The 25,889-nt window shown below is 54.3% G+C and carries 22 protein-coding genes; 12 read left to right on the top strand and 10 right to left on the bottom strand.

The window, feature by feature from the left end:
- Positions 1 to 359: 359 nt before the first annotated feature.
- The 6 genes from VOI14_RS14935 to VOI14_RS14960 form a co-directional block, all read right to left on the bottom strand.
- Positions 360 to 3,872: a PAS domain-containing hybrid sensor histidine kinase/response regulator gene (locus VOI14_RS14935; protein WP_323752841.1), complete on the bottom strand. Its 3,513-nt coding sequence runs from the start codon at positions 3,870 to 3,872 to the stop codon at positions 360 to 362.
- 26 nt (positions 3,873 to 3,898) lie between these two features.
- Entirely contained in the window at positions 3,899 to 4,405 is a 507-nt protein-coding gene (locus tag VOI14_RS14940) for a hypothetical protein (RefSeq protein WP_323752842.1), read from the bottom strand.
- Positions 4,406 to 4,502: 97 nt separating this feature from the next.
- Complete coding sequence (locus VOI14_RS14945) at positions 4,503 to 6,272, bottom strand: sodium:solute symporter family protein (RefSeq protein WP_323752843.1); 1,770 nt, start codon at positions 6,270 to 6,272, stop codon at positions 4,503 to 4,505.
- Between the two features lie 6 nt (positions 6,273 to 6,278).
- Positions 6,279 to 6,542 carry a DUF4212 domain-containing protein gene (locus VOI14_RS14950; protein WP_114335750.1) on the bottom strand — a complete coding sequence of 88 codons (264 nt, stop codon included), beginning with the start codon at positions 6,540 to 6,542 and terminating at the stop codon, positions 6,279 to 6,281.
- Between the two features lie 207 nt (positions 6,543 to 6,749).
- Positions 6,750 to 7,454 carry a 3'-5' exonuclease gene (locus VOI14_RS14955; RefSeq protein WP_323752844.1) on the bottom strand — a complete coding sequence of 235 codons (705 nt, stop codon included), beginning with the start codon at positions 7,452 to 7,454 and terminating at the stop codon, positions 6,750 to 6,752.
- 14 nt (positions 7,455 to 7,468) lie between these two features.
- Positions 7,469 to 9,397, bottom strand: coding sequence for a putative nucleotidyltransferase substrate binding domain-containing protein (locus VOI14_RS14960; protein WP_416361439.1), 1,929 nt, complete (start codon positions 9,395 to 9,397; stop codon positions 7,469 to 7,471).
- Between the two features lie 181 nt (positions 9,398 to 9,578).
- Here VOI14_RS14960 and smrA point away from each other — a divergent pair, with 181 nt between their 5' ends.
- The 8 genes from smrA (at position 9,579) to VOI14_RS15000 (ending at position 16,165) form a co-directional block, all read left to right on the top strand.
- Positions 9,579 to 10,160: a DNA endonuclease SmrA gene (gene smrA, locus VOI14_RS14965; RefSeq protein ID WP_323752846.1), complete on the top strand. Its 582-nt coding sequence runs from the start codon at positions 9,579 to 9,581 to the stop codon at positions 10,158 to 10,160.
- Between the two features lie 47 nt (positions 10,161 to 10,207).
- Positions 10,208 to 10,408, top strand: coding sequence for a hypothetical protein (locus tag VOI14_RS14970; RefSeq protein WP_323752847.1), 201 nt, complete (start codon positions 10,208 to 10,210; stop codon positions 10,406 to 10,408).
- A gap of 32 nt (positions 10,409 to 10,440) precedes the next feature.
- Positions 10,441 to 10,929, top strand: coding sequence for a (2Fe-2S)-binding protein (locus tag VOI14_RS14975; protein ID WP_323752848.1), 489 nt, complete (start codon positions 10,441 to 10,443; stop codon positions 10,927 to 10,929).
- 1 nt (position 10,930) lies between these two features.
- Entirely contained in the window at positions 10,931 to 13,132 is a 2,202-nt protein-coding gene (locus tag VOI14_RS14980; RefSeq protein WP_323752849.1) for a xanthine dehydrogenase family protein molybdopterin-binding subunit, read from the top strand.
- An 83-nt stretch (positions 13,133 to 13,215) separates the two neighbouring features.
- Positions 13,216 to 13,842 carry a methylthioribulose 1-phosphate dehydratase gene (locus tag VOI14_RS14985; RefSeq protein ID WP_323752850.1) on the top strand — a complete coding sequence of 209 codons (627 nt, stop codon included), beginning with the start codon at positions 13,216 to 13,218 and terminating at the stop codon, positions 13,840 to 13,842.
- A complete protein-coding gene (locus VOI14_RS14990) occupies positions 13,839 to 14,399 on the top strand; it encodes a cupin (protein ID WP_323752851.1) in 561 nt (186 codons plus the stop codon). Before VOI14_RS14985 ends, VOI14_RS14990 begins: the two co-directional genes overlap by 4 nt.
- Positions 14,396 to 15,088 carry an acireductone synthase gene (mtnC, locus tag VOI14_RS14995; protein WP_323752852.1) on the top strand — a complete coding sequence of 231 codons (693 nt, stop codon included), beginning with the start codon at positions 14,396 to 14,398 and terminating at the stop codon, positions 15,086 to 15,088. The genes VOI14_RS14990 and mtnC overlap by 4 nt, the downstream gene beginning before the upstream one ends.
- 57 nt (positions 15,089 to 15,145) lie before the next feature.
- Positions 15,146 to 16,165, top strand: a complete 1,020-nt coding sequence (locus VOI14_RS15000; protein ID WP_323752853.1) for a DUF3080 domain-containing protein — start codon at positions 15,146 to 15,148, stop codon at positions 16,163 to 16,165.
- On the opposite strand, the gene VOI14_RS15005 is transcribed toward VOI14_RS15000, so the two are convergent.
- Genes VOI14_RS15005 through arsC form a run of 4 tightly spaced genes read right to left on the bottom strand, consistent with a single transcriptional unit; the run spans position 16,166 to position 19,374 of the window.
- Complete coding sequence (locus VOI14_RS15005) at positions 16,166 to 17,971, bottom strand: GspE/PulE family protein (protein WP_323752854.1); 1,806 nt, start codon at positions 17,969 to 17,971, stop codon at positions 16,166 to 16,168. It abuts the gene before it with no gap.
- A 27-nt stretch (positions 17,972 to 17,998) separates the two neighbouring features.
- Positions 17,999 to 18,358, bottom strand: coding sequence for a DUF2069 domain-containing protein (locus tag VOI14_RS15010; protein WP_323752855.1), 360 nt, complete (start codon positions 18,356 to 18,358; stop codon positions 17,999 to 18,001).
- 34 nt (positions 18,359 to 18,392) lie between these two features.
- Entirely contained in the window at positions 18,393 to 18,998 is a 606-nt protein-coding gene (gene wrbA / locus VOI14_RS15015) for an NAD(P)H:quinone oxidoreductase (protein WP_323752856.1), read from the bottom strand.
- A gap of 22 nt (positions 18,999 to 19,020) precedes the next feature.
- Entirely contained in the window at positions 19,021 to 19,374 is a 354-nt protein-coding gene (gene arsC / locus VOI14_RS15020) for an arsenate reductase (glutaredoxin) (protein WP_323752857.1), read from the bottom strand.
- A gap of 100 nt (positions 19,375 to 19,474) precedes the next feature.
- On the opposite strand from arsC, the gene VOI14_RS15025 reads away from it, so the two are divergent.
- From VOI14_RS15025 to tilS, 4 genes are all read left to right on the top strand, one after another.
- Entirely contained in the window at positions 19,475 to 19,933 is a 459-nt protein-coding gene (locus VOI14_RS15025) for a TlpA family protein disulfide reductase (RefSeq protein WP_416361440.1), read from the top strand.
- Positions 19,934 to 19,935: 2 nt separating this feature from the next.
- Positions 19,936 to 23,418 carry a DNA polymerase III subunit alpha gene (dnaE, locus tag VOI14_RS15030; RefSeq protein WP_323752858.1) on the top strand — a complete coding sequence of 1,161 codons (3,483 nt, stop codon included), beginning with the start codon at positions 19,936 to 19,938 and terminating at the stop codon, positions 23,416 to 23,418.
- Positions 23,419 to 23,520: 102 nt separating this feature from the next.
- Positions 23,521 to 24,474: an acetyl-CoA carboxylase carboxyl transferase subunit alpha gene (accA, locus tag VOI14_RS15035; protein ID WP_323752859.1), complete on the top strand. Its 954-nt coding sequence runs from the start codon at positions 23,521 to 23,523 to the stop codon at positions 24,472 to 24,474.
- Entirely contained in the window at positions 24,458 to 25,801 is a 1,344-nt protein-coding gene (gene tilS, locus VOI14_RS15040) for a tRNA lysidine(34) synthetase TilS (RefSeq protein WP_323752860.1), read from the top strand. The genes accA and tilS overlap by 17 nt, the downstream gene beginning before the upstream one ends.
- The last annotated feature ends 88 nt before the right edge of the window (positions 25,802 to 25,889 follow it).

Raw genomic sequence — 25,889 nt, forward strand, 5'->3', positions numbered from 1 at the left:
CTTCTTCAGCGCCTCGAGTTCTCCCGCTGGCCAAACCCTGTTGCACACAGCATGTCATCCAACTCCGGCAACGGACGACCAATGTAATATCCCTGCGCGTACGCCACGCCCAGCTCCTGCAGTTTATTAGAGTGGCCGCAATTGGGATAGCTGAACGAGGAGAGGGCGGCACGGAAGGCATTCAGCGCCACCAATACAGCTGGTGTCGCTGGTTTGTTTGGGATTTGTTCAGGCTTCGATAGAAGCCGGTCGGTGAACTAATAAGGTGGGCTCCGAAAATCCACAGACCAAGAGAGGGTGGGCCTGTGGATTCGATGCTTTCATTGAACTTTCAGTGTAACCGGGTAGCCCTGTGTTCTTTACTTGGCCTGTTTCAGGAGTTTGTTCACCAACGCTCTTAGCGCTGCGGGCTTAACGGGTTTATAGAGAATCTGATACCCGCGGTTGATTGCGTCTTCACGCACTTCTGGTGCCATATAGCCGGTGATCAACATACCTGGGATATCGTTTCCAAGTTCTGCTCGTACACTGTCCATTGCATCGAGACCGTTCCGGTTGTCATCCAATTGGTAGTCCGCGAGGATGATATCCGGTTTCTTGCCGCTCAATTTCGTGAGCGCTGTTTCCAAACTCTCAGCGGCAGTGACGTCACACTTCCAGTTACCAAGAAGAGCGACCATGCCTTGCAGAATTGCGGCATCATTATCAATGCAAAGCACGTGCAGCCCGCCAAGACTTGAAACGCGTCTTGAAACGATCGGGGAGCTGTTCATTTCGGTCCGTGTCGTTTCCGCGGGGGCAAGGGGAACAGTGATGCCGAAAACGCTGCCTTTACCTTGTACGGATTGAACGGTGACTGGATGGTTAAGCATCCCGCTGATACGATCGACAATAGCGAGCCCTAGTCCGAGCCCTTTCTTATCTTGCCCATGCTGGAAGCGACGAAACTCCTCAAAAATGTGAGTTAGTTGCTCTTCGGACATACCCGGCCCGGTATCCCAGATTTCGATCCTAAGGTAACCTTTCAAACGCCGGCAGCCCATCAGGATGCGCCCGCTATCGCAATACCGGGTAGCGTTAGACAGGAAGTTCTGAACCACCCGTCTGAGGAGTTTTGCGTCAGACCTGACCCAGGCGGAGCTGGGTACTACATGGAGCTTCAGATCCTGATCGTTCGCGATGGCGGAAAACTCTGTGGCTAGATGACGTAGAAGATCATTGACCGGAAATACCGTAATGTCGGGTTCAAGCGCGCCGGCATCCAGTTTCGATATATCCAACAGTGTGCTGATGATCTCTTCGGCAGCCCCCAGGGAACTGTCTATATGCTGAATCAGTTCAGAGGTTCCGGTGTCTACTGCTTTACCTGATAGAGCAGAGGTGAATAGTCGCGCGGCATTCAAAGGTTGCAGTAAGTCGTGACTGGCTGCTGCCAGAAACCGCGTTTTACTTTGGTTGGCCTGCTCTGCAACCGACTTGGCTTTGAGCATCTGCTCGTTGATGACCTGAAGTTCCTGCGTCCGCTCGCGCACACGTTGCTCCAGGTAGATGTTGGTTTCCTTGAGCGCCTGTTCGGTGCGCCGCATGGGAGTGATGTCCTGGAAGGTGGTGACATAGCCCCCACCGGGGATCGGGCTGCCATCGATACGCACGACAGTTCCATCCGGACGCTGGCGCTCGTAAGACATGGGTTTGCCTTCACGCATGCTGGTACAACGATCTTCGATGATCTCATCAATGCGACGGGCCGACAGGTTAGCGTTCATCAGGTTGTAGCGCATCAGATCTTCAACGGGACGCCCAACCCTGATATAGCCTTTGGGGTAACTGAACAGTTCTTGATAACGCTGATTCCAAACTACCAGTTGTTGTTGGTGATTAACGACCGAGACGCCCAGGCTGATGTTTTCAATGGCCGACTGGAGTAGCTCACGGCTGAAGGTCATGGCCTGCGAGGCTTCGTCAACGATGCTGACAACGTCTTCAATCTGCATGTCCCGGCCAGTCAGTGTCGACTCTAGAACTACGCGTGCTGTTGAAGCCCCGATAACGGACGCTAACTGTCGTTCGATGTATTTTCTCAGGTGCGTAGACGCTGCACGGTGTGGGTACAACCGAATTGCGTTACGGCGTTCATAGTTATGGAACACGCTTTCGGAGCGTTCTTCCCCCATAAACCGATCGGTCAGCGCCTGTAGATCCGAAATCAACACTTCGCCTTGCCAGCTCTGATTGGCCGGGTTGTCATGCCGGGGATCAAACTCTTGAAAGAACGCGGCAAGCTGAATTCTTTCGCGGATACGTTGGCGGGTGACCAGAGAGAGCAGTATATAGGCCGCCGTGTTAGCGCCCAGGCTCCATAGGATACCGTGGGTCATTTGATCTAATTCCGAACCAAATAGGGCGGTTGGACGCGTCCAGTTCCAGCCAAACAGGCCTTGAGTGATCAGCCCATCATCAATCCAGCCAGTTGAAACCAGCGCCGGTAACAGGAGGGTGTAGCACCATACCGTGAAGCCCAGGCCAAGCCCCCAGATAGCGCCTGTCGCGTTGCCTCGACGCCAGAGAATACCGCCCACTAGAGCCGGCCCGAACTGCGCCGCGGCAGCAAACGAGAGCAAACCGAAGGCGGTTAGACTGTAATCTTGCCCAGCCATGCGATAAAAACCATAAGCGGTTAACAAGACAACGAAAATAGCAACGCGCCGAATGGTCAGCAGAAGGTAGCTCAGGTCTGCTCGGCGATTCATTCCGGGCCTGAAGAACCGCAGAAGCCCAGGCATGATGATTTCGTTGCTCACCATGGTTGATATGGCCACGGAGCATACAATAACCATTGCCGCTGCCGCAGAGCCGCCTCCGAGAAATGCGAGTACAGCTAGCCAATGCTCTCCGGCCATAATCGGAAGTTGCAGGATCACAATATCGGGATTGCTGCCCAGGTTGTCGGCATACAAAAGACCGGCAGCGGCGATGGGGATAACGAACGCGGTAGCAATGAGTAAATAGACTGGCATCGCCCAGCGGGCGACTTCGAAGTCTCGGTGATCTGCATTTTCAACCACCATAACGTGAAATTGTCTGGGCAGACAGATGATCGCCAGCATGGCAACCAGTGTTTGGGTTATGAACGCCGGCGCATCAAAATCGTCGGTGGTAAGTGTTCCTATAAAATCGGCGTCAGCGGCTTGCTGAAAAAGGTCACCGAATCCGTTGAACAAGCCGTAGCCGACGAAGAGCCCGACGGCAACGAAGGCGACCAGTTTGATCAGCGATTCGAAGGCAATGGCTTGAATCATACCCCGGTGATGCTCGGTTGATTCCAGATGCCGGGTTCCGAACAGCACTGTAAAGACCGCAAGGGTGAGGGTTATATACCAAGCTGAATCGTTCCAGGCGGTGCTCAGGTCCGGTAGCGACTGACCATTATCTGACAGAACGTTGAAACCAAGAGCGATCGCTTTGAGTTGCAGTGCTATGTAAGGCACGCTCCCGATCAGTGCCACCGCGGCAACCATGGCTGCCAATAATTGGGATTTCCCATACCGGGACGCGATGAAATCGGCTATGGAGGTGCTGTTGTTTCGTTTACTGATGTTGATGATTCGGCGGAGCAGAGGGGCAAAAAAGAGAAAGACCAGAAGTGGACCGAGATAGATCGGTGCAAAGCCGAACCCTTCCTGCGTAGCACGGCCAACGGCGCCGTAGAAGGTCCACGATGTGAAGTACACCGCCAGTGAAAGGCTGTAGATATGTGTACGAGCTAGGGTGTTGCGATACAACCCCGGATGCTTGTCACCCGCCCAAGCGATCAAGAACAGTAGTGAGATGTAGGTGATCGAAATTAAGACAAGCAGCCAGGCACTAATCATGTGTTGCTTTTATCCGGTCAGATCTATCAGGCCCCGCACACGGTGTTGAGCAGCGGGTCGTTGTTGTTTAGTCGTTTCATGTTATCCACCCGAGGGCTTCCGTTGCTAGCCAGAGGCACTAGTTCTTGTGTTTGGCAATTAATCAGGTGTACGCGGTGGGAAACAGCATCCGTCACCGTTTGCTCAAACCTGTACAACGTAAAACGAACAATCTGGGTGTCTTCAGTATCCCGCGCGATGCTTTCTACATCCACCGCCGAAAAAGCAGTGACGTACGGAAAAACAAAAGTCCATGGCCGGAAAAATAGCTGTTCACGCTCAGTATCGACAACGACGGCTTCGTCGGGCAATAGCGATTGTTTGTGGTCGTACCAGCTGTATTCGCCGTACACCAGATAGCCCAGCATGCCGAGCCCTGCAAAGACCGGAATGATCCATCTAGGTGCTTTTTTGGCCGTAATGGCGCGAATGCCTAATGCAATGCCTGCAGCGCCTAGCCCGCAAAGGATCGTGGCAACAAAATTCCAGAACATAAAGCGGTATCCTTAATAAAGAACGGGCTTCCTCGCAGAGGAAGCCCGTTCGGTATCAACCTGTCATTGTAGACAACGAATCAGGTCGTCATTCAGCTTAGTGATCGTGAGCTGTACCGGCACCGCGAGGGTAACGGACGCTTTCGACCAGCTCCTGAATTTCAATCGGCGGTTCAGCTGTCACTTTGGATACTGCGAAGGCTACCGCAAAGTTGACGATAGCACCAACTGCACCAATAGACAGTGGCGAAATGCCCAGAATCCAGTTTTCAGGAGAGTCTGCCAAGGTGTTGGTGCCCGGGATGAACAGCCAGCCTTTGTAGGTGAAGATGTACACCAGTGTAAAGGTTAGACCTGACAACATACCGGAGATAGCGCCAATGTTGTTTACCCGCTTGGAGAAGATACCCATCATCAGGGCCGGGAAGAGCGAAGCGCCGGCTATTCCGAACGCCAGAGCAACCACTTGAGCTGCGAAGCCCGGGGGATTGGCACCCAGCCAGGTGGCAACCACAATCGCAACCGCCATGGAGATTCGAGCGGCAAGCAACTCGCCCTTATCGCTGATGTTGGGGTTGAGTCGGCCTTTGATTAAATCGTGACTCACGGCAGAGGATATCGCCAACAAGAGGCCGGCTGCGGTGGAGAGTGCTGCGGCCAAACCGCCCGCTGCAATCAAACCAATAACCCAGCCCGGCAGGTTGGCAATTTCCGGATTGGCCAATACCAGAATGTCGTTGTTAACGACCATTTCGTTGCCTGCCCAGCCACGCTCGGAAGCAGTAGCGGCAAAGTCAGCGTTCTTGTCGTTATAAAGCTGGATACGGCCATCGCTGTTTTTGTCCTCGTATGTTATCAATCCAGTTTCTTCCCAAGTGGCAATCCAGCCCGGACGCTGATCGTATTCGATCGGCTGGGCCTGTGTACCTTCCGGGTAGATGGTTGTCATCAGGTTCAAACGAGCCATGGACGCCACGGCTGGTGCCGTCAGGTACAGCAGGGCAATGAAGACCAGCGCCCAGCCGCCGGACCAGCGAGCATCAGATACTTTTGGCACGGTGAAGAAGCGGATGATGACGTGCGGCAGACCGGCCGTACCGATCATCAGCGACAAGGTGAAGAGCACCATGTTCAGCTTGTTGTCGACATCTGCGGTGTACTGATTGAACCCGAGGTCGGTGATGACCTGATTCAGTTTGGTCAGCAGCGGCAAGCCAGACTCGGTGTGTGTGGAGAACATACCGAGGCCGGGAATCGGGTTGCCGGTCAGTTGCAAGGAGATGAACACTGCCGGAATGGTGTAGGCAACAATCAGCACACAGTACTGTGCGACCTGAGTGTAAGTAATGCCTTTCATGCCACCGAGTACGGCGTAGATGAAGACAACAATGGCGGCGATTATCAAACCGTTGGTTGCTTCAACTTCCAGGAAGCGAGAGAAGGCGACCCCAGCACCGGCCATCTGACCGATAACGTAAGTAACCGACGCTACGATCAGGCAGATGACGGCAACCAGACGCGCATTGGAACTGTAGTAACGGTCACCGATGAACTCTGGCACCGTAAACTTGCCGAACTTGCGCAAGTAGGGGGCCAGCAGCATGGCCAGCAGAACGTACCCGCCGGTCCAACCCATCAAGAAGGTGGAGTTGGCATAGCCGCCCGCAGCAATAAGGCCGGCCATGGAGATGAAGGATGCAGCTGACATCCAGTCAGCACCAATGGCCATGCCGTTAGTGACCGGGTGAACGCCGCCACCGGCAACGTAGAAGTCACTGGTACTGCCGGCTTTTGCCCAAATGGCGATGCCGATGTAGATGAGGAAGGAACCCCCAACGAATAGCAAGTTAATCGCAAATTGGCTCATGGGTGATTACTCCTCGTGTACGCCGAATTTTTCATCGATTTTGTTCATGCGCCATGCGTAGAAAAAAATCAGAATGATGAAAGTAATGATGGAACCTTGCTGGGCGAACCAGAAACCTAGGTCGGTACCACCTACTTCAATGCCGGCAAGCATTGGGCGAAGGAGAATTGCAGCGCCATAAGAAACCAGAGCCCAGATGATCAGGCTCCCGAAGATTAGGCGTAGATTTGCTTTCCAGTAGTTTTCAGCGTCGTAGCTATGTCCTGACATACACTCACTCCCATATTGTTTTTGTAGAGTTCGGCTGGCGATCTTTTTGGGTAATGCGGTTAGAGAAATTATTGTTCATAGAGTTTTTCTCTGACTTGGTGTCTTTTCCGACTTTACTCGTCAATGGTTTTATGGATATTGGCAAATGGTCTTATTAATGCGGCTCAAGAACAGCTCCGTCACGGGCCATTTAGATGACTTTTGCATCTAAAATCTATGCATCTTCTGTAAACGTCGTTGATAGTGAAGTTTTTGGGAGAGATCTTTCAAAGTTTTCACACCTGACTTTTTGGCCTTGTTTAGCGCTATCAATGTCAGTTCAGCCGTCACCATCGCATCGGCTGCAGCGTGATGCCGTTCACTAACTTCCAATCCGAAAAGGTCGGACCAATGATCCAGACCTTTGCCTTTCGGATCCGCTTTTGGGAAGAAAGCGGGTAATAGCTCCGCAACGTCCATCCATACGTGGGGGAGTGTATAACCGAGTTGGGTTTTTAGCGTTCGTTCAAGAAACCGCTTATCAAAATCGGAGTGATAGGCAAGGATGGGATCGCCGTTCATCCACTCCAAGAGATGTAGCAGAGCTTCTTTGGTTTCCTGACCCTGGGTGAGGGCTTCGGGGCCAATACCATGAATCAGTACTGTTTCACGGATATCCAGTTCGGGGCGTCGAAGAATCAGATCAAACTGGTCATCCAGATGTATCGAGCCTTTTTGAATAGCCACGGCGCCGATGGCAATGACTTCATCTTTTGTGGTGTTTAGACCGGTAGTTTCGAGATCGAGAACGATCAGTCGAGAACTGAATAGGTTTTGCTCACTTGCGGCTTTTGGCCTAGGCAGGTTTTCAGTATCTATACCGGTGTTGCTGTAACGTTTTTGGAGAAGCCAGTGTTTGATGTTAGCGAACATAGTGATGCCAGGGCCTATAGTTGGTATGCCAGTTCCAGCTTTTGCTGGAGCCGCTGGGCCTGACGGAAGGACTCTCGTAGGATGCGCCGATCAAGTGGGTTAAGATCGTCCGGGTCTATGTAGTTGGTTAACGGTTCCTCATTCGCCAGCATGTCCTGGTGCGCGCGCATTCGTATCGCTTGAATCAAACTGTAGGATTCTTTCCAGGCGCCGGCATCTTTTTTGTCAAACACGCCCTTTTGAGCCAGTGCATCCAAGCGCTCCAGAGTATTGGCTGCCTTGATGCCGTTAGCCAGAGCGAACACCCGGATTGATTCTACGAAGGGCGCCAACCCCTGACGTTTCAGATCCAGAACCTTCTTGTTGTCGTCGTTCAGATAGCGGAAGGTGCGGAACATGGTGAGAGGCGGCTTGCGCTGCAGAGCGTTGCCGGCCAGCATTTTCTGGAACAGTGCATTTTTTTCGATGCGTGCCAGCACCTTGTCGAATAACCTCCTGAGCGGCTCGTGCGGGCCATAAACTGCTCGCATGTCCAAAAATATCGATGAGTAGACAAGGTTCTGAGGCGTGGATGCGTCGATAAAACGCACAAACCAATCGTCCCATTCCGCTTCACTGAGGCACAGTTTGGGGTTGCTGGCCATGATGTTGCCTTTGCACAGCGTGAAACCGCATTGCGCCAGTTCGTCATTCACCTTGCGCGCAAAAGGCAAAAGTTTTTCGCGGACTTGTGCTTCCGTCATGCCGTCGGGCGTATCGAACAAAATGCCATTGTCCTGATCGGTCAGGAGGGTTTGTTCCTGTCTTCCTTCGCTACCAAAGGTCAGCCAGGTGAACGGAATGCCGGGGTCATTGTGTTTCAGGTTCAGGTCGAGTACCCGGCGCACGGTGACGTCATTCAGCGTCGTGATGATCTTAACGACCTGGCCCGAATCGGCGCCGTGAGCAAGCATGGTGTCGACCAAGCGAGATACATCGCTGCGCAGGCTCACTAGCGTGCTCAAATGGGCTGCGGTGCTGATGGTTCTGGCAAGATGGACCAGATCTACCCGTTGCAATGAAAACAGGTCGCGCTCGGAAACAACGCCGATTAAGCGGTTGTCGTCATCCACAACGCACACGTGAGCAAAATGGTGTTCGGCCATTAACAGGGCCGCATCAAAGGCATCTTCTGTGGCCAGCAGACGGCAAGGGTCTGGGGTCATCACCTGGCTGATGGGCGTACTCAGCGAGTCTACTCCTTCGGCAATCAGCATGCGCAAATCGCGGAGTGTGAAAATCCCGGTGGGCTGATGCTTGTCGTTGGTGACAACAATGCTGCCGACATTGTTCTCGTGCATTCGTGAAACGGCCTTGTTAACGGGCAGATCCGGAGCACACACGATGGGGGCACGCAACGCATATCTCTCCAGTGGGGTGTCTAGGCTACTGGAACCGATGGAGGCCATCGCGGTTGATTGTATGCGTTGGTTTACCTGATCCAGCAGACTGCTAACACCGCGTAGGCAGAAGTCCCGGAAAGGCTCGCTTTCGGCAAATAGGGTCACAAAGGCTTGGTGATCGATGCTCAGGCAGAAGGTGTCGCCCGATGCCCGGTGCAGCGTGCGTGTGGGGCGTTCCCCAATGAGAGCGGCCAGAGGAAAGCATTCGCCCTTGCTGATTTCGAAGGTGGTTTCGGCACGATTATCTTTCTCGCTGTACCGTTCGCCTCGGATGCGGCCCTGCTTCACGACCCAAAAATCTTTGACTACTCCACCGTAGGGGGAGAGTACCTCCTCGCCGTCACTGAAAAAGGTCAGTTTGGCGTGCTCCGCGAAATGGGCCAGATGCGGGTCATCCATGTTGGAGAAAGGAGCGTGCTCCCGTAAAAAGGTCATGATCGCCCGGGTATTCTGCGGGAGGGGCGTGTCAGGAGTATCTGCAGTCATATGGAGATCCGTCATGCTGGGCAGCGGGGCAGGTGCTTGCGATGCCTCATCACTGTTGTTGGCTGTCAGAAGTGTAGTTTAGCAACTGTGGGGCGTGCCCTACGATTTTCGTCCTACGTGAGTACGAGCTTTGCTTTATGGGATGCTGGCGCAGTGGTAAAGTTCCGTTACTCGTCAATCTGGATTCGTATGTGTTATGACCTCGAAAGATGAGCGCCTGGCTTTCCTTGAAGAAATGAAAGATGTGCGGCGCATACGTAAACCGAATCGTGCCGATGTGGTGGCGCGCACCGAGCTCACGCCTGGGCATTTGGTTCGCCAGCAAGCCGCAGTTGAGACGCAAATTCGTGATCTCAATCCGTTAACAGCGGATGTTGTTGAGCCGCTAACGGCGCACGATGTCCTGAGTTGGCAACGGTCTGGGGTGCAGCATGGCGTGTTTAAAAAGCTCAGGCTAGGGCAGTATCCCATCGAAGCTAGACTGGATTTGCATCGGATGACGGTCGAAGAGGCCCGAAAAGAGGTGTTCCAGTTCATCAATGATTGCGTAAATTACGGTCTGCGTTCGGTCATCGTTCTGCATGGTAAAGGAGAACGTAATCCGGACGGCATTGCTCAGCTTAAAAGCTATCTGGCGAAATGGTTGCCCGAGTTAGGTTCGGTTCTGGCGTTTCATTCGGCGCAAAAACGTCATGGTGGTACCGGAGCTGTCTACGTGATGGTTCGTAAAAGCGATCAGGACAAACAGCAGAACAGAGAAGTTTACGGCGGTTCCTGAGCATGGTGCCGTGCATCGACCAACGATCATTCAATGAGGTGGCAATGATGAACAAGCGTTCTTTTGCGATTGTGGCAATGATGGCCCTGTTCGCGTTGACGGGCTGTAAAGACCGTGTGATCTGGAACGACAACGGTAAAGTGGAAGAAGCCACCCAAAATCGTGAAGTTTGGGATTCTAATGGCCAAATGGATTCTGGTGATCGGAAAATCTGGGTGGATAAGAACGGTAACGAAGTCGTTAATTAACGGCTATCAGAAAAATAATACGGGAGTGGAACATGGCGTTAAGCCTGACAGTAAATGACCAGCACTATAGTCTGGACGTAGAGCCGGATACCCCTTTGTTATGGGTGTTACGGGATGAGCTGGGTCTGAAAGGAACAAAGTTTGGCTGTGGTGCCGGTCTGTGTGGCGCTTGCACCGTGCATGTTAATGGCCAGCCAACCCGCTCCTGTTCCACGCCGGTTGAGTATCTGGGCGGTGCCAGGATAACCACGATTGAGGGCTTGTCCGAAAACGGAGAACTGCATCCGCTTCAAAAGGCATGGGTTGCTGAAGGTGTACCTCAGTGTGGTTACTGCCAGTCTGGCCAGATCATGACAGCAGCACATTTGTTGGCTAACACACCGGCCCCGTCGCGAGAAGAAATCGTGACCGCCATGACCGGCAACCTGTGCCGTTGTGGAACCTACTCCCGTATTGTTGCCGCAGTAGAATCGGTTGCTGGTGGCGTCGGCCATTATGAGCCAGAGCAGGGAGGTGCCTGAGATGACCATGAATCGCCGTGACTTTATAAAAGTCAGCACTGCTGCCTCTGGCAGCCTTATGCTCGCCGTGTCACTGCCCGGCTGCTCTACCATTCGAACCGGTTACGAAGAGGAGTCCGGGCAATGGTCGCCCGATATTTGGCTTGAGTTAACCACGAAAGACGAAATTTTCTTTACTCTGGCCCGAGTAGAAATGGGACAGGGTACCTACACCGGCTTAACCACGCTGGTGGCCGAAGAGCTGGATGTCGACCCCGCGCACATCAAAGTGAAATTTGCGCCAGTTGCTGCGGAATATCGCAATCCCTTGTTTGGCCTGCAGCTTACCGGTGGCAGCACCAGTGTTGCTTCCAGCTGGAAACCGCTGCGAGAGGCTGGAGCTTCTGCACGGCAAATGCTGGTCATGGCGGCAGCCCGAGTTTGGAAGGTAGATGCCGCCAAGTGCCGCACTCAGGATGGCCGGGTGGTTCATCCTAATGGCATTGACTCGCTGCGTTATGGCCAGCTGGTTGAGCTGGCAGATAAAGAGATCATCCGTGGTGAGGTTGCGTTAAAGCCGCGCTCCGAATGGAAATACATCGGGCACCAAGGTGGAAAGCTGGATACCGAAGCCAAGGCAACCGGTAAAGCTGTTTACGGCATCGATGTCGAATTACCAGGCATGGTGTATGCGGTGATGACGCGTTGTCCGCGTTATGGCGGCAAAGCCACTCGTTTTAATCGCAACGAAGTGCTTGCCTTGCCGGGAGTGTTGGACACTTTCATTACTGAGCGCGGTGTTGCCGTGGTTGCAGATCGCTATTGGCGGGCGCGCAAGGCTCAGAACGCGTTGAAGGTTGAATGGGATTTCGCAGAAGCGATTGATCTGAATACAGCTCAGGTTTTCGAGGGATACCGTCAGGCGGCTAACGAAGACTCCGGTGTTCAAGAGCGCTCTGATGGCGATTTCGATGAGGCCGTTGAAAATGCCAGTCGGGTGATTGAGGCTGAATACGAACAGCCCTATCTGGATCACGCGCCTATGGAGCCAATGAACGCAACGGCTTGGTACCGTGACGGCAGCATGGAAGTGTGGGCTCCGACTCAGGCTCCGGATCTGGGACGGATTGCCGCAGCCCGGCACTCTAACTTGTCGCCTGGTGACGTCACCATTCATACCACCTTTTTGGGTGGTGGATTTGGCCGGCGCCTGACTCAGGACTACGTCGAAGAAGTCGCGATTGTTGCCTATAAGGTTAAGAAACCGGTCAAGCTGATCTGGTCACGGGAAGAAGATGTTCGCCATGGTTTCTGGCGCCCGGCGATGCTGCACCGGATGAAGGCCAGCTTGAACGACAGCGAGTTGACTGGTTGGGATCATCAGATCGTTGGTCCTCAGGTTCTGGATTGGTATGTGCGAAATGCAGCGCCCGCGCAGTATCCTTGGGCACCGAAGTCTCTATACAGTACCTTGGGCAGTGTAGGGCTTATGGCTGAAGGGATTGCCACGCCAAAAGACATTTCTGCCATTGAAGGTGCCGTCGGGTACCCTTATCAGGTTGATAATGTCAGCGTTCGCCATACCCATACGGACCCTGGGGTTCCGATTACCTGGTGGCGCTCGGTTGGTTACTCTCACAACGGTTTTGCAGTCGAAACCTTCATGGACGAGCTGGCTCATGAGGCTGGGGAAGAGCCGCTGCAGTTCCGCAGAAAGCTGCTGGCTAACGAGCCTCGCCATCGAGCGGTGCTTGAACGGGCGGCCGAGCTGGGTGAATGGGGAGCACCCGTTGCCAAAGGCCGAGCTCGTGGTATTGCTTTGTTCAAGTCTTTCGGTACATATGTCGCTCAGGTTGTTGAGGCGAGTATCGAGAACGGTGAAATTAAGGTTCACAAAGTAACCTGCAGTGTCGATTGCGGTCAGGTTGTAAATCCACGAGTGGTCGAAGATCAGATTTCTGGTGGTATCCTGTTTGGCCTGAGTGCCGCACTGTTTGGCGAGATTACCTTCAAGAACGGTGAAGTTCAGCAGAGCAACTTCCACGACTCGCGCGTGTTGCGAATACAACAAGTGCCGGAAGTGGTGGTGGATATTGTTGATAGTGAGGTTGAGCCCACCGGTGTTGGTGAGCCGGGTGTGCCAGCGGTGATTCCAGCGCTGGGTAATGCTCTGTTCGCGTTGACCGGGAAGCGGCAGCGCAGGTTGCCACTGACCGCTGGATAAAGCGGTTTGCCGGAGCGATCGGCCGCCCTATAATGGCGGCCGATTTCAGCCCCGAAGGGCCATCTCTAACCGGGAGTGAGCCAATGTTTGATGTAAATCGATACGCCACAGCCGCTCGGTCTATTGTTGATGCTGGGCGTTTTCTGTACGACCGCGGTTGGTCACCCGCCACCAGTAGCAATTATTCTGCTCGCCTCGATAATGATCATGTCGCCATTACGGTATCAGGGCGACACAAAGGTCAGCTTTCCACTAACGATGTGATGGTGGTTGATCTTGAAGGCAATCCTGTCCAGAGTTGTTCTAAATCCTCAGCCGAGACCCTCCTGCACACCGTTCTTTACCAAATCTATCCGGAAGTGGGAGCTGTCCTGCATACCCATTCGGTAAAGGCCACCGTATTGAGTCGTTTGATTGACGCCGGCGCGCCCTTTGAAGTGGAGGGATATGAATTGCAGAAAGCCTTTCCGGGAGTCGATAGCCACGATGGCCACTTGAGGATTCCTGTGTTCGACAACACTCAGGACATTCCGGCGCTGGCGGAACGAACACGAGAGTGGTTCCAGCATCACCCGGAGCAGCCGGGTTACCTTATTCGAGGCCACGGTCTCTATACGTGGGGCGCCACTATGGCGGATTGCCTGCGCCACGTTGAAGCGTTTGAATTTCTTTTTGAATGTGAGCTTGAAACCATGAGAGTCTGCCGATGACTACCCTGAGCATTTATAACCAGAACCAGCCGGAAACCGCTCATACGGTCACGTCTGACCCACAAGTAATTCGCGATACTCTGAGCGAACAAGGTGTTCGGTTTGAGCAGTGGCCCACCCGTGATCTCCCGGCTGACGCCGATCAGGAGCGGATTTTGGCGGTGTATGGCGAAGAAATTGACGGGCTCAAACAAGAGTGCGGCTTTCAGACTGCGGATGTGGTTAGTTTGACTCCGGACCATCCGCAGAAATCCGAGTTGCGCAAAAAGTTTCTGGACGAACACACACATAGTGAAGACGAAGTGCGTTTTTTCGTGCGTGGCCAGGGCTTGTTTTACCTGCATTTTGGCGATCAGGTTTACGCCGTGATGTGTCAGAAGAACGATCTGATCAGTGTGCCGAACGGCACGCGCCACTGGTTTGATATGGGTGCAGAACCGGAATTTACCTGCATTCGCCTGTTCACCAACCCCGAAGGTTGGGTGGCCAGCTTTACCGGCGAAGATATTGCTGCACAGATTCCAAGGTATGAGGCCTTGGCGGGAGTGAAGGCATGATCCGCGTTATCTTGACCGACATTGAAGGTACCACCAGTTCGATCTCGTTCGTACACGACGAACTGTTCCCGTACGCAAGTGCGCACCTGCCGGACTTCATTAGAGAGCATCACCATACCACCCGGGCGGTTGCAGAGCAGTTGGCCATCGTAGCGGAAAAAAGTGGGGTGGACAGCAAGGATGTCGAAGGGCTGATTGACGTTATTCAGAACTGGATTTCCGAAGATCGCAAAGAGGGCTCTTTGAAGGCATTGCAGGGCATGATCTGGGAACAGGGATACCGCAGCGGAGAATTGAAAGGACACATTTACCCGGATGCGGCCGACTATCTGCAGCGCTGGCATGATCGAGGATTACGGCTTTTTGTGTATTCCTCCGGATCCGTTAAAGCCCAGAAGCTGATTTTTGGTCACAGCAACGAGGGTGACTTTACCCCATTTTTCTCCGGCTACTTTGATACGGCTGTGGGGGGTAAGAAAGAAGCTCAGTCTTATCACAACATTCTTGGTGAGCTTGGCGTGGAGCCTGAAACAGTGCTATTCCTGTCGGATGTCGAAGCGGAGCTTGAAGCCGCTGAACAGGCGGGTATGCAAACGGCTTGGCTAATACGAGAAGGTGCCGTGCCCGACACCAATCGCTTTGTAGCCCTTGATTTTGCGGAGGTCGATGCGCTCCTGCGTAAGCGTTAAGAGGTATAAAGGATGCCCGGTGACAGAATAAGACAGTGGTTGGTTCCGGGTATTCTTGTGCTAGTTTTGACCGGATGTAATCCGTTCAACGAAGCTGAACCTATGATGGCTGAGTACCTGAGTCGACTGGCTCGGGTGCTCGGCTCACCCGCCGTATCCAAGTCCTTGGAACTGCCCTCCGCGACCACTCTGCCAAGACGCCGCGATCGTGTTCTCGAGATACCTAAGCTGGAGCTGGGTATGCTGGATTTTCTTTCCCTGTACGGCTGTGAATTACAGTACGTGGTGGGCGAAAGAAATTCGGTCATGGGCCGGGTCATGCAGCCGATCAATCGTCTGCGATATGAGATCCGTTTTATCCAGAGCGCTGAGCGTTGCTTGCAGCAGATTGATGACGTTGAGTTGCAGGCCGCGCTGAAACTGGCCATCGCCAGCAAGCGTCAGACGCTCCCGCTGGCGGTCTGGAATGCCACTTGGGGGACCGAAGAGATTGAAAAGCTGTTCACTTTGTCGAAAGGCTATTATCCCGTGGCGGTCGATCAGAATCCGGTAACCGATCTGGCTCTGGATCTGGACCAGTTGAATGAGATGGTCAGCGCATTGAACGAGCAGCAGTTGACGGTGTCTCTCAGTGATCTGGGTCAGATTCACCAACGTTGGCAGGCGCAGTTTTTCGCCGGACAGGTGATTAACAGCGCACGGTTGCTGATTGCTACGCTGAACTCGGGTACCGATACGTTAAAGGCGAGGCTCGAAGGGCGCCCTTTGTGCTTGAATGGCCGGCCGAACAACCAGTCCAGTATTGTCCAGAATTTCTTTTTTAAGATCTATATTGGTGAAATTCAGCCCTACATGAGCGAGGTAAGCCGGGCCCGGGACCGTTTGGTGCGTGGGTTTGCGCGGTTGGCGGAGCAGCAACAGCCCGCGATGCCGGATGAGTTCCGACACTGGTATCGCAGGCACCTTTCTGAGGATGCTGAAAACAGTTTGTGGCAACAACTGGATCAGGCCATGATGCGCCACACACGCCACTGGCAGGATTTGCTGGCGCAGTGTGGGCTTCGACCAGGAGCTTGATTAGCGCTGGCTTTCCGGTGTGACCCGTAGAATTTCTTCCACTGTCGTTTGTCCGGATGCCACTTTCTGCGCGCCACTTAGCCTGAGTGACTTCATGCCTTCTTTGTAGGCGTCCAGTCTCAGGGTTTCCAGCTCGCAACGGTCGGTGATTTGTCGGATCAGATTGTCGGAAAGCGCCATGATTTCATAAACACCCGAGCGTCCCATGTAACCGGTGTTACGACATTCCAGACAACCTACCGGGTGATAGAACTGGCGCGGGGCAGGCGCTTTCCATGGCCGGGTGAGGGTTTGCCACGCTTGTTCATCGGCATCACCGGGTTGCTTGCAGTGCGGACAAAGATTTCGGGTTAGCCGTTGTGCCATGACGCCGAGTACGGTTGCTCGGATCAGGTAGGGCGGAATGCCTAGCTCCATCAGTCGGGTAATGGCGCTTGGTGCGTCATTGGTGTGCAGCGTCGACAGCACCAGGTGGCCTGTCAGCGCGGCTTGCACCGCCATTTCAGCAGTTTCCAGGTCCCGTATTTCGCCAATCATGATGATGTCGGGATCTTGGCGCAGAAGTGCTCTCACACCGTGCGCGAAGGTGAGGTCGATGTTCGTTTGAACCTGCATCTGGTTGAATGCAGGTTCCACCATTTCGATCGGGTCTTCGATGGTGCAGATGTTCAGTTCGGGCGAAGCGAGCTGTTTTATTGTGGAATACAGGGTGGTGGTTTTGCCGGAGCCTGTCGGGCCTGTCACCAGCACAATGCCGTGAGGGCGAGAGGTGATGTTATGCCAGCGCTCACGGTCTTCTTTGCTGAATCCAAGCTGCTCGAAGGATTTCAGCAGTACTTCCGGGTCAAAGATCCGCATCACCATTTTCTCGCCAAAGGCGGTGGGCATGGTGGCCAGACGAAGCTCCACTTCACGATTATCGGGCTTTCGGGTTTTTATGCGTCCGTCTTGTGGCCGTCTTTTTTCGGCAACGTTGAGCCGCCCCAGAATTTTTAAGCGGCTGGTAATGGCGGTGCCTACATGCTCTGGGAACTCATAAACGTTGTGCAGCACACCATCAATGCGAAACCGCACCTGAGTAACGGAGCGCCGTGGCTCGATATGGATATCCGATGCCCGCTGCTCAAACGCGTATTGAAGCAGCCAGTCGACAATTTTGACCACATGTTGGTCGTTGGCGTCAGCACTGTCGCTGGAGCCTAAGTCTAACAGCTGTTCCAGATTCTGGTTGCCGGCCGGTCCCGCTTTCTGGCCGCCACCGGCTTTACTGACCGAGGCAGCAAGCTGGTAGAACTCGACGGTGTATCGGCGAATCGCTTCCGGGTTGGCGACTACCCGTCGAATGTCTTTGCGAACCGCTTGGCGCAGGTTGTTTTCCCATTCCCGTTTGAACGGTTCACTGCTGGCAATCACCATTTCATTGTCAGTGATCTCGACCGCGAGAATACCGTGGCGCTGAGCGAACGCATACGGCATGACTCGGGCGATGGCCGGTGTATCAATTTTCAGTGGATCTATGTGGTAGTAGTCTTGCTGCCCCCAAGTTGCCAGCCAGTGGGTCAAGCGTTCCAGATCCAGTGCGCGCCCGTCGATTTGGCTGCTCAGACCAGCGATTGCAACCAGTTCGATAGGGTGTCTGGAAGGCGTGTTCGAGCCATCTGAGGTCGAGCCAAGGTTAGCGGTGAGAAGTTTTTCAGCATCCTGTTGACTGATTTCCTCGCTTTCCACCAACGCAGTGCTCACATCTCTTAATGTGAGTGTGTGGTGATGGGGCTTCGCTGGCATTGCGAGTGTGTGATCAGCCATCCGTTTTGCCTCTCAATTAAGATTGCATTAGGCGATGATCGGGCGGTTCACTTTTAAGTGCACCATGGCCACGGTGAACAGCAGGAAGGTCAGCACGGTCATGATCACGGGCCCGAGTGCGCCTTCGCTGAGCCAGGCGGATACTACCGCTTGGGTGAAGTAGAAAATCAGCACAAACGACATCCAGATATAACTACGGTTGTGGCCACGGAATACCGGAATGACAAACGCCAGCAAGGGCAATAGCTTCACCGACAGCATCAGGGCGATGGAAACCCCTTCGACCGGCGCCGGATAGAACGTGGTCAAAACCAGTGTAGCCAAGACGGCAAGATAGAGCCCGCTAGTCAGGCGTGCAGTGGTTTTGGCTTTTTCATTGTGGAGCATAGGGGGTTCCGGATGATTAACGTCGTTGTGAAGATCAGTCAGACAGTTTCTGGGCCAAGCGCGCCAGACGTTCGCCGAAAGCCTGACACAGAATTCGTTCGTGTTCGCTTAGAGCTTGTTCGGCCCCGGTTCCGGCCCAGTGCGACGGCCCGTAGGGCGTTCCACCGGTGGTGGTATCATTCAGGGCGCTCTCGGAGTAGGGCAGGCCGCACAGTACCATGCCATGATGAAGTAGCGGCAGCATCATCGTCAGTAGGGTGGTTTCTTGGCCGCCGTGTAAGCTGCCGGTCGAGGTAAAGGCGCCACCCGGTTTGCCGGTAAGTTTGCCGTTTAGCCATAAGTCCCCGGTGCCATCCAGAAAATGCTTGAGCGGCGCGGCCATGTTGCCAAAGCGCGTTGGGCTGCCCAAAGCCAAGCCTGAACAGCTGGCCAGTTCCTCGCGTGTGGCGTAAGGCGCACCTGTGTCTGGCACGGGAGGTTGACTGGCGCTCGTGTCTGGCGAAACCGGCGGCACGGTACGAATTTTCGCCTCCATGCCCGCTACTCGAGCGACGCCGCGCCCGATCTGCTTGGCCATTTCAGCCGTCTGGCCGTTTCGGCTGTAATAGAGAACAAGAATGTAAGGGCTGGAGTTGCTCATGCCTGGCTCCTGAAGACCTCTGTCAAAGGATATTGAGTACAGTTTCTGGCGGCCGGCCGATGGCGGCTTTGTTGTTCGCTAGAACGATGGGGCGCTCGATGAGCTTGGGTGTTGCCACCATGGCTTGCACTAGCTGCTCCCGTGTCAGCTCGGGGTTGTTCAGGTTTTGCTCTTTGTATTCGGATTCCTTGGTACGCATGAGTTCCCGGGGTTCGCATCCCAGCAGGTCAAGAATATGTAATAACTCTTGCTCTGTCGGAGGCGTCTCCAGGTAGCGTATAATCTCCGGTTCGATGCCTTTTTGCTGCAGCAGCTCAAGGGTCTGGCGTGATTTTGAGCACCGTGGGTTGTGGAAAATGCGGGTCTGCTCTGTCATGGTCATGCTCGTTTAACAGTCGTGATTGCGGTCTATTTTGGGGCCTAGTCTAACAGGAGGATATCCCTTGCAGTACCCTCGGTACCTGTCCATTCCACGAATCATCCCGTCTGTACCGCGCCTGAATGGGTTAGCGATTGTAGCGCTGTGCGCAGGGTTAGCGCTGTCCGGTTGCAGCAAAGTGGAGCTGGAGAAAGCCGATGGTACCCTCAAAAGCTGGGACAGTTATCGCGGGCAGTGGGTGTTGGTGAATTATTGGGCCGAGTGGTGCAAGCCCTGCCTGGAGGAAATTCCCGAACTGAATGAGCTCGACAAAGCGCCTGATATTACGGTGCTCGGCGTTAATTTTGATGGCATCGAGGGCGAGGCTTTGCGCGATCTTGGCGCGCGAATGGGAATTGAATACACCATGTTGGCCAAAGATCCCGCACCAGAGTTCAGCTGGAACATTCCGGTAGCCCTCCCGGCCACCTTTATTGTGGGCCCGGGCGGAGAGCTTATAGAGACGCGCTTTGGTCCTCAAACCGAAGATGATATCCGCACAGTGATTGGCAATTGAGCATGGCAAATACTTTCGTACACCTGCGCGTTCATTCTGAATATTCTATGGTGGATGGCCTGGTTCGGGTCAAACCGCTGATCAGCCGAGTGGCTGAATTGGGCATGCCGGCGGTAGGACTGACCGAACAGTCCAACATGTGTTCGCTGGTTCGCTTTTATCAAGGCGCCATGGGTGCAGGCATCAAACCGATCGTTGGTGCCGATCTGTGGCTTGAAAACCCGGATGAACCCGAGAATCCGTTCCGCTTGACCTTGCTCGCCCGTGACAACGACGGCTATCTGCACCTGACAGAAATTATTTCTCTGGGTTATACCGAGGGGCAAAAATACGGCAAACCGATTGTTCGCAAAGAATGGCTGGAGGCTCGTGCTGGCGGCCTGATCGCTTTGTCTGGTGCAAAAATGGGTGACGTAGGTAAGGCTTTGTTGGCCGAAAAACCGGAGTTAGCCCGGGAACGTGCACAATATTGGAAAGACTTGTACCCCGACAGCTATTACCTGGAATTGCAGCGTACGGACCGGGCCGGCGATGAAGACTGTTTGCATTTGAGCGTGGATCTTGCCGCTGACATGGGCGTGCCTGTCGTGGCGACCAACGATGTGCACTTCCTGACGGCCGATGATTTTGAGGCCCATGAAGCTCGTGTATGCATTGGTGAAAGTCGCACGCTGGATGACCCGCGCCGGGATCGCCGGTTCAGTGATCGGCAATACCTGCGCAGCGCTGAGGAAATGATCGAGCTGTTTTCGGATATTCCCGAAGCCATCGAGAACACGGTCGAAATTGCTCGCCGTTGCTCGGTGAAAGTCCGGTTGGGAGAGTACTTCCTGCCCAATTATCCGATCCCGGATGGCATGACCATGGACGACTACTTCCGAAAGGTGTCGGAAGACGGTCTGGACATGCGTCTGGAATCCATCCTGAGCAAAGACGATCCGGAATACGACCAAAAGCGTGCTGCGTATGACGAACGCTTGAAGTTTGAGCTGGATATCATCATTCAGATGGGGTTCCCGGGTTACTTCCTGATCGTTATGGACTTCATCAAGTGGGCCAAGAATAACGGCGTACCCGTGGGGCCGGGTCGGGGTTCCGGTGCCGGTTCACTGGTTGCATATGTGTTGTTGATTACCGATCTGGATCCTCTTGAGTACGATTTGCTGTTCGAGCGGTTCCTGAACCCCGAGCGGGTATCGATGCCCGACTTCGACGTCGACTTTTGCATGGAAGGTCGGGATCGGGTCATTGAATACACAGCCCAGAAATACGGCCGTGAAGCGGTTTCGCAGATTATTACGTTCGGTACCATGGCCGCGAAGGCGGTGGTGCGGGACGTGGCCCGGGTACAAGGTAAGTCTTACGGGCTGGCGGACAAGCTCTCCAAGCTGATTCCGTTCGAAGTGGGTATGACCCTGAACAAGGCCATCGAGCAGGAACCCCAGCTCAAGGAGTTTCTGGAGCAGGATGAAGAAGCCCAAGAAATCTGGGAAATGGCCCTTAAGCTCGAAGGTGTGTGCCGGAACGCCGGTAAGCACGCCGGGGGCGTGGTAATCGCACCCACCAAGATCACCGACTTTTCGCCTTTGTATTGTGATGACGAAGGCGGGAGTCTGGTCACCCAGTTCGATAAAGGTGACGTAGAAGAAGCCGGATTGGTGAAATTTGACTTCTTGGGTCTGCGGACCCTGACCATCATCAAGTGGGCCCTGCACATGATTAACCCGCGCCGGGAAGCGCGCGGGGAGTCGGAACTCGATATAGCGACGATTCCGCTGGATGACAAAGCCTCGTTCGATATGCTGAAAAAGGCTGAAACAACCGCTGTATTCCAGCTTGAATCCCGAGGCATGAAGGATCTGATTCGTCGACTGCAGCCGGATTCGCTGGAAGATATGATCGCCTTGGTGGCTCTGTTCCGGCCTGGCCCGCTTCAGTCCGGCATGGTAGACGACTTTATTGACCGGAAGCACGGCCGGCAGCCGTTGTCCTATCCGCATCCAGATTATCAATACCAGGGTCTGAAACCGGTATTGGAGCCCACTTACGGGGTTATCCTGTATCAGGAACAGGTCATGCAGATCGCCCAGGTAATGGCGGGCTACACCCTTGGCGGCGCCGACATGCTTCGGCGGGCGATGGGTAAGAAAAAGCCAGAGGAAATGGCCAAGCAGAAAGCCCTGTTCCTGGATGGCTGTGAAGAAAACGGCATTGATAAAACGCTGGCCGAGAACATTTTTGACCTGGTTGAGAAGTTCGCCGGCTACGGCTTTAACAAATCTCACTCCGCAGCCTACGCTTTGGTGTCTTACCAGACGCTTTGGATGAAGGCTCATTATCCGGCTGAATTTATGGCAGCGGTATTGACCGCGGATATGCAGAACACCGATAAGGTGGTAACGCTGGTCGAAGAATGCCGGAACATGAAGTTGGACCTGTTGGTGCCCGACGTCAGCCGTTCCGAGTACACCTTTACCGTCAACGATGACGGACAGATTGTTTACGGTCTCGGGGCGATCAAAGGTCTGGGCGAAGGGCCTATCGAGAGTGTGGTTGCGGCAGCCAAAGAAGGCGGGCCTTTCCAGGATATCTTCGATTTCGCTCGTCGGGTCGAACTGAAAAAGGTGAACAAGCGTGCCATGGAAGCGTTGATTCGGGCCGGTGCCATGGACAAACTGGGGGCCACGCGCGCTCAGCTTATGGCCAGTATCGATAAGGCCATCCAGCAAGCCGGTCAGCAGTCCCGGAATGACGCCGTGGGCATGGTTGATATGTTCGGGGAAATGCTTGGTGGCGGTGGTGACGAAAACGTCTATGCCGATGTTGCTGATGTGCGCGAATGGCCTGAAAAGCAGCGCCTGAAGGGAGAGAAGGATACTCTTGGCATCTATCTGACCGGTCACCCGTTCGATGAATACGAGAAAGAGGTGCGCCGGTTTGTGCGCTCGTCCATTTCGGACTTGAAGCCTAATAAGTCGCCTCAGCGAGTTGCTGGCCTGGTGGTCGCGCAGCGCACCATGAAAACCCGCACAGGTTCAACCATGTGCTTCATCACTCTGGATGATCGAAGTGCCCGCATAGAAGCAACCCTGTTTTCAGAGGCCTACTTTGAAAACCGGGAATTGCTACAATCCGACCAAGTGATCGTGTTGGAAGGACAAGTCAGCCACGACGATTACTCCGGGCAGATGAAGATGCGCGTGAGTTCGGTCACGGATGTGGCGACCGCGCGCCAGCAGTTCAGTCGGGGTATTCGATTGGCGCTGCGCGCTGACCAGTTGCAAAATGGTCTTCTGGATAAATTGGACAACACACTGCGGCCTTTCCGTAACGACGGTAGCCCGGTATGGATCGAGTACAGCAGTGCGGAAGCCCGAACCCGCATCGAGTTAGGAGAGTCCTGGCGAGTGCAGCCGGATGATGATCTTCTGTTTGAACTGAAGCACTTGGTGGGCGACCACGCGGTAGAACTGGTCTATGATTAAGACCAATGTCCGCTTTAGCTCTGCGGCAAGCATTGCTATCTTTGTCCCAAATTCTGGTTTGGGTGGGCTTTTGCCCGCCTGGCAATCAAATGATGGAACATCATGAACCCTAATTACCTGGATTTCGAACAGCCGATCGCCGACCTGGAAGCCAAAATTGAAGAGCTTCGGATGGTCGGTAACGATACCGATATCAATATTACGGATGAGATCAGTCGCCTCAAGAAGAAGAGCGTCAGTCTGACAGAGAGCATTTTTTCTGATCTCAAACCCTGGGATGTAGCGCGTCTGGCCCGGCATCCTCGCCGGCCTTACACTCAGGATTATATTAATCTGATTTTTGACGACTTCGATGAACTGCACGGCGATCGCCGTTATGCAGACGATCAAGCCATTATTGGCGGTACTGCTCGTCTGGGCGACCAGTCAGTCATGGTTATCGGCCATCAGAAAGGTCGGGAAGTGCGTGACAAGGTTAAGCGTAACTTCGGCATGCCTCGCCCCGAGGGCTACCGTAAAGCGCTGCGCCTGATGGAAATGGCGGAGCGGTTCAAGATGCCAATCCTGACGTTTATCGATACCCCGGGGGCCTATCCGGGCATCGGTGCAGAGGAGCGAGGCCAAAGTGAGGCCATCGCGTTCAATCTGGCCGTAATGTCCAGATTGAAAACACCGATTATTTCGACGGTCATCGGTGAGGGCGGTTCTGGTGGCGCGCTTGCTATTGGCGTTTGTGACCAGCTGAATATGTTGCAGTATTCAACCTATGCGGTTATTTCGCCGGAAGGTTGTGCGTCGATTCTCTGGAAAAGCGCGGAATACGCAGCTCAGGCAGCGGAAGCCATGGGTGTGACGGCTGCTCGCCTGAAAGAGCTGGGTGTTGCCGACAACGTTATTGATGAGCCATTAGGGGGCGCGCACCGCAATCCTGAACATATGGCTGAAACGTTGAAAGCGCGATTGGAAACGGGGCTGGCCGAATTGTGCCGCCTACCCCAGGATGAGTTGATCGCGCGCCGGTATGAGCGTTTGACCAAGTATGAAGGCGGGCGGTAACCCCGCCCGGCATGCTGATTGGCCGGACGATCTGCTCCTGCCGGTCAGCACACTCCCCAAGTATTCCCGGCTCTGGGTCGCCTTCAGCGGCGGCTTGGATTCGGCGTTGCTGCTTCATGTGGCAGCGTCCTGCCATGCTGATGTCACTGCCTTACATATTAATCACCAGCTCCAAACTAACCACCAGCAGACGGAACAGTTCTGTCGTGATGTGTGCGTGAGCTTGGGCGTGCCTATTGTGGTTGAATACGTTGATGTCCCTGTTTCTGGTACTGGCGCTGGTGGTCTGGAAGAAGCCGCGAGGGATGCCCGCTATCAGGTGTTCGAGCGGCTCCTAGGCGATGGCGATTTAATTCTGATGGCTCACCACGGTGACGATCAGGCCGAAACGGTGTTGTTTCGATTGCTTCGGGGCTCCGGTGTTGGCGGTCTCTCGGGGATGCCGGCTGAGCGGCCTTTGGGTCGTGGGCAGCTATATCGGCCTTGGTTGGCTTTTGGGCGCGATCGGCTGGAGGCGGCGGCTGCAAACGCAGGGATGAGCTGGGTGGAAGATCCGAGCAATGCCAGTCAGGTCTATGATCGCAATTATCTGCGCCATACAATCATGCCGAGCTTGAAAGGACGCTGGCCGGGGTTGCTCAAGCGAATTGAGCATAGTGCTGGCGCGTGCCGTGAAAGCGCGGAGCTGAACCGGCGTTTGGCAGAGTTGCACTGGCAATCATGCTCTGACAACGGGCGGTTAGTGCTGGCAGCGGTCCGGCCGCTGAGTGCACTCGAGCAGCGAAATCTGGTGCGCTGGTGGCTTCAGAGCCAGCGTTGCGAAGTGCCGGCGAGCGCCAGTTTGGATCAAGGTCTTTCCGATCTGCTCAATGCGGCAGAGGACCGCGCACCCGAAATACGGGGCGCCGGGTTTAGCCTGCGTCGTTATCGAGGTTATCTCTATCTGGTGTCTGATTTTACCGTGCCACAAGGGGCAACCGATCTTTCGCCGGGGCAGGCCGTGGCATGGGGGGAGTGGCAGCTTCGCTTGATGCCGGTGCAACAAGGAAGTACCCCAAAAAATCCCCCGCCGCCAATACGGGTATCTACGAGGCAGGGCGGTGAAAGGGTGAGGTTCCGGGCCGAAGGCCCCTCCCGCGCGTTGAAAACCTGGCTGCAAGAACAGGGGGTTCCACCCTGGGAAAGAGCCGCGCTGCCCTTGATTTACAGGCAGGGAAGCGGGGGTGAAGAGATTATTGCCATTGGCGATTTGTGGTGTTCTGGTCAATACTCGGGAAGCGCCCCTGCTACCGGCTGGCGGCTTATTGTGGAACGGGATTTTGATTGAGTAGGTGAGGGCTTTCTGGTAGTCTGATGTCCCATCTTGAGATGAACAATCTCCCCCCTTTACCGAACCAGATAATCATGGAATCTGC

This window comes from Marinobacter sp. (assembly GCF_034669625.1).
In the GTDB taxonomy this organism is placed as follows: Bacteria; Pseudomonadota; Gammaproteobacteria; order Pseudomonadales; family Oleiphilaceae; genus Marinobacter.